Origin of the sequence: Caldisericum sp., assembly GCA_022759145.1 — a bacterium.
Classification (GTDB): domain Bacteria; phylum Caldisericota; class Caldisericia; order Caldisericales; family Caldisericaceae; genus Caldisericum.
This window is the reverse complement of the sequence record JAEMPV010000138.1, coordinates 1-3,648: the sequence shown is the minus strand read 5'-3', so window position 1 is coordinate 3,648 and position 3,648 is coordinate 1. Positions and strand designations below refer to the sequence as shown.

At 33.5% G+C, this 3,648-nt stretch carries 8 protein-coding genes; all 8 read left to right on the top strand.

The features are described from left to right. Positions 1-154: 154 nt before the first annotated feature. The 8 genes from JHC30_07620 to JHC30_07585 all read left to right on the top strand — a co-directional run bounded on the left by JHC30_07620 (position 155) and on the right by JHC30_07585 (position 3,214). Positions 155-706: a hypothetical protein gene (locus JHC30_07620; GenBank protein ID MCI4464016.1), complete on the top strand. Its 552-nt coding sequence runs from the start codon at positions 155-157 to the stop codon at positions 704-706. A 43-nt stretch (positions 707-749) separates the two neighbouring features. Continuing rightward, on the top strand, positions 750-1,043 hold the full coding sequence (locus JHC30_07615) for a hypothetical protein (GenBank protein MCI4464015.1): 294 nt from the start codon (positions 750-752) through the stop codon (positions 1,041-1,043). Between the two features lie 98 nt (positions 1,044-1,141). Beyond that, positions 1,142-1,438, top strand: coding sequence for a hypothetical protein (locus JHC30_07610; protein ID MCI4464014.1), 297 nt, complete (start codon positions 1,142-1,144; stop codon positions 1,436-1,438). Positions 1,439-1,546: 108 nt separating this feature from the next. Beyond that, complete coding sequence (locus JHC30_07605) at positions 1,547-1,762, top strand: hypothetical protein (protein MCI4464013.1); 216 nt, start codon at positions 1,547-1,549, stop codon at positions 1,760-1,762. Then, the gene (locus JHC30_07600) at positions 1,752-2,105 is read left to right on the top strand and encodes a hypothetical protein (GenBank protein MCI4464012.1); all 354 of its coding nucleotides are present in this window, start codon (positions 1,752-1,754) and stop codon (positions 2,103-2,105) included. Before JHC30_07605 ends, JHC30_07600 begins: the two co-directional genes overlap by 11 nt. Before the next feature lie 11 nt (positions 2,106-2,116). Then, complete coding sequence (locus JHC30_07595) at positions 2,117-2,392, top strand: hypothetical protein (GenBank protein MCI4464011.1); 276 nt, start codon at positions 2,117-2,119, stop codon at positions 2,390-2,392. A 34-nt stretch (positions 2,393-2,426) separates the two neighbouring features. After that, entirely contained in the window at positions 2,427-2,735 is a 309-nt protein-coding gene (locus JHC30_07590) for a hypothetical protein (GenBank protein ID MCI4464010.1), read from the top strand. Next, positions 2,732-3,214: a hypothetical protein gene (locus JHC30_07585; GenBank protein MCI4464009.1), complete on the top strand. Its 483-nt coding sequence runs from the start codon at positions 2,732-2,734 to the stop codon at positions 3,212-3,214. The genes JHC30_07590 and JHC30_07585 overlap by 4 nt, the downstream gene beginning before the upstream one ends. Positions 3,215-3,648: the final 434 nt, after the last annotated feature.

Below are 3,648 nucleotides of genomic sequence, written 5' to 3'. Positions count from 1 at the left end.
TAAAAGTGAAATAATTAAGAAAAGAGATGAAAGAATAAGAGAAAAGACATTTGACGAATGTCATTTGCTCTATATCTTTTTAGCCAAAAACTTTAAATACTTGTTTAGCACAATAAAGAATTGACGAAAAAACAAAAACAAGGGGGAAGAAAAAATGAGTGAAAATAAAATAGAGCAAAAAAAGATAGATAACTTTAAGAGTATCACTCTTGATATGGCTGGAGAATTGCCAAAAATATATAAAGAAATCAAGAAGCTAGTAGCGAAGTTTGTTGAGGACGAAATACTAAGGGAAAAGGTTGAATTTATTACTAAAGATTTTGATGACTTGGAAAAGGAAATTAATGAAATGTGGGCATTATATGAAATACTGCTACATAGCTTCGAAGCAGACGCTACCTATATTAAGAGACAGTTCTACAAGTTTACAGGGAATTCGTTTATACTTAGATTTGACGAAGATGCGATAAGGCTGTTTACCCCTTCCGGATTCTGGGTCTCTACACTATTCTATGATGAATTAGAGAAGAAAAGTCTCGAAAAATTTATAGTAGAAGCTTTCATTTATCCGGGTCTGCTATACCAATACACAGAGCATATAAAAAGGAAAATAGAGCACATAATACTTATGCTATCAGAGAGTTATGATTTCATCAAAGATATTAGGATGCTGGCAAAGTGGCTGAAAGCAAATAATCAGATTTAGCCATAACATTTTTTATATAACATTTTATTGGGGGTGAAAAGATATGGAAAAGAAAAATGAAAAAGTAAATGTGAAGGTAAGGGCGGAAGACCATCACTGGGGGTGGGTAGCTAAGAGATTGCCGGATAACCCCCCATTCTACTATCACACGGTTATTGGGCTCTGGGGATTTGAGTATAGCGGAAGAGAAATAAAGTTTAGGAGACCGATAAGTATAAGGCGTTTTAATAAATACTGTGAAGAAATAGAAAGCGATAACCTATGGAATTGGATTTACCTATGTGATAAGAATTATATTGATAAACTTATCAGTTCAAAAAATGTCATAAAACTTTAAACATAAAACTTTTTTTCAATCTTCTTCTCTGTTTTACTTTTTCCGTTAAGCTTTTCTATTTAGCGGTTTTAAATGTGAATGTAGAGGTGTGAATAAATATGAGTAGATTCGAATTGAAAAGATTTCAATGTGAGGACGGAATCCAAATTGTAGCTGTTTTCTTCTCTGATGCAGATCCTTCTGATAATTTTAATAAGTATATTATAACGCTTGGTGACGATAATACAGTAATAGTAAAAAATATACAGAGAAATTGGGGTAAAGATGAGATAAGTATTATTTGTCATCGTGCTTTATATGAATCGGAAGCAAAAATACTTAGGGATAAAATCATTAAAGCAAAGGACGATAGCGATTTTAAAGACATATTATACAAAATAACTATTAATTGTTAAATGCCTATAGCTTTTTTTCATATACTTGTATATGTATTTCTATTTCACATTAGTGATTCCGTTAAGTTTATAAATAAGTAAAACAAAAATAACGTTAAGGTGAAAAAAATGGAAGGGGAAGAAAAACAAAAGGTGGAAAAAGTAGAGGCATTCGCATTTTTTAATATGCGTGTGCCTATAGACTTTCTAAAGAAAGTAAAGCTCTATCAGGCTCAATACTTCCAAGCGTTCGGTAAAAAGCTGTCTACAAGCGATCTAACTGTAAAAGCTATAGAAGAGTATATACAAAATCATCCAATCAGGGGGAATGACAATGAGCAGTAAAGGAAAAAGTAAAGATGACTATGAGCTGAAATCCTTTAGCGAGCTCAGAGCTGAGCTTAAGAGAGAAGCATTAAAAGACAAGCTGAAATTTGACACGTTTGTCGATGAGGTGGTAGATCAGAAGCTGATATTGTCAAACATTGACATTTTAGACGAAGGTGTCATACTTTACTGTAGAAAAATACCAGACGACGGCAAATTATTGAGAGTATTCTCTAATTCGAAAGTAATCAGAAAGCAAATACCAATGATCCAGAAAGCTCTGGACAAGTATAAGGAAATTATCATTACTGTAAAAAAGGTTCAGAGCAAAATGGGTAAAACATATTACCAGATCTTTTGAGGTGCTGTAAAATGATGCTTAAGATAAAGAGAGGACCGGACTACTTGTTAATGCAGATATTTACCCCATATGGTGTGGTAGAAGATAGCTTTGACACAGTATACGCTGTTTTCTATAACAGTAAAGACAAGACTGAAAAGGTAATGAAATATGACCCTGATAACAAGGAAATAAGGGAAGCGTTTTTTGAAGCTTCTGCGGTATTTGTTCGAAATAACACTGCATTGGTGTATTTAGCACATCCGCTTCAATATCCTGTCCGCTATCAGCCTTCAGGAGAAACATAACTTTTTTTCTATAAACTTTTCATAGGTGATATTTATGGGGAAACGAAAAGAGGTAGACAAATCCAAAATACCGGAAAATGTAAAAAAGGTATTGGAGAATGAGCCAGACGATAATTTCGAAACAGTTAATATAAAAGGAATAGAAGTTAAGCTGAATAGCTGTTATAAGCTACTCATCGGTAGGATGATATTCTATGTTAAAACGCTGAGTTTTACGGAAAACCCTTATGTTATAGTGTGTCAAGATTACTACAGTAAAAGGATTAGCCTTGATTTTCGAAAGGCATCATTGATTGCTGAATATGATTGTAATCAATTTGAGCGGAGGAGGAAGAATAAATGACTGAAGAAATTGTCGATGAATATTCTCAGAATCAGATTACTTATTTTTGGAGAGGCGGACGCTTATACTTCTATTTAAGGGATCCTAAACGAAAAACATTCATAAAGAGACTGAATAAGCTGTATGTTTGCTACATAGCTGTTTTTGAGAGGTGTTATTCTGGGAAGGATAGGAAGGGGAAGGGAAGGACTAAAGAGAATGACATTCATGTCGAATTCGTTAAGTGTGAAGAGATTAATGTTTTCAATAATCCTGATGCTGAAAACGATATTGAAAATGCTAAATTTGAATTGGAAGACGAAGCGATCGATTGTGCCTTAAAGTATAACGATTTCGGAGGTAATGGATGGGATAAATCCCAATTCATTTTTACTAGTCAAATATTCTTCAATGAAGTAGATTGCGAAAATGATCGCTGTAGAGGTGTTTTGAATGAGGCAGAAGGGGTTTTCAAGCGATCTTCTGCTCATAGACATTGACATTCCCAAGGAATTTTGGGAAAAACATCTAGAAGACATTTTTAAGCATAAATTGAAATTCTGCAGTTTTTACCTTCAAAATGAAATCGATCACTACATTGTTAAAGAGAGCAGAAATGGGAATATTCATGTTTATGTTTACCTAAAAAAGCCAATCACTACTTTTGATGAATATTCTCGTTTTAAGTATTGTTTAGGGGAAGACCACAAAAGGTTAAGCTTGGATTTGAGACGCTATAAAATATGGGGGAAGATTGTGCAGTTTTTCTGGACTAAATAAGTTATTATTGTAAAGCTTATTGCTTGACCCCACGCAAAGTAAAAGAGATCTGTAAAAGCGTTATCTGATATATGCCAATCTTCATCAAGCTCATATATAACAAATAAGGCATTAAACGTTATATAGCTTGTTATAGCGAATAATGAGTAGTGTA

Excerpts from the sequence above, each read along its gene's own strand:
- JHC30_07605 (MCI4464013.1), top strand. The coding sequence starts at position 1,547 with ATGGAAGGGGAAGAAAAACAAAAGGTGGAAAAAGTAGAGGCATTCGCA.
- JHC30_07595 (MCI4464011.1), top strand. The coding sequence starts at position 2,117 with ATGATGCTTAAGATAAAGAGAGGACCGGACTACTTGTTAATGCAGATA.
- JHC30_07600 (MCI4464012.1), top strand. The coding sequence starts at position 1,752 with ATGAGCAGTAAAGGAAAAAGTAAAGATGACTATGAGCTGAAATCCTTT.
- JHC30_07590 (MCI4464010.1), top strand. The coding sequence starts at position 2,427 with ATGGGGAAACGAAAAGAGGTAGACAAATCCAAAATACCGGAAAATGTA.
- JHC30_07610 (MCI4464014.1), top strand. The coding sequence starts at position 1,142 with ATGAGTAGATTCGAATTGAAAAGATTTCAATGTGAGGACGGAATCCAA.
- JHC30_07615 (MCI4464015.1), top strand. The coding sequence starts at position 750 with ATGGAAAAGAAAAATGAAAAAGTAAATGTGAAGGTAAGGGCGGAAGAC.
- JHC30_07620 (MCI4464016.1), top strand. The coding sequence starts at position 155 with ATGAGTGAAAATAAAATAGAGCAAAAAAAGATAGATAACTTTAAGAGT.
- JHC30_07585 (MCI4464009.1), top strand. The coding sequence starts at position 2,732 with ATGACTGAAGAAATTGTCGATGAATATTCTCAGAATCAGATTACTTAT.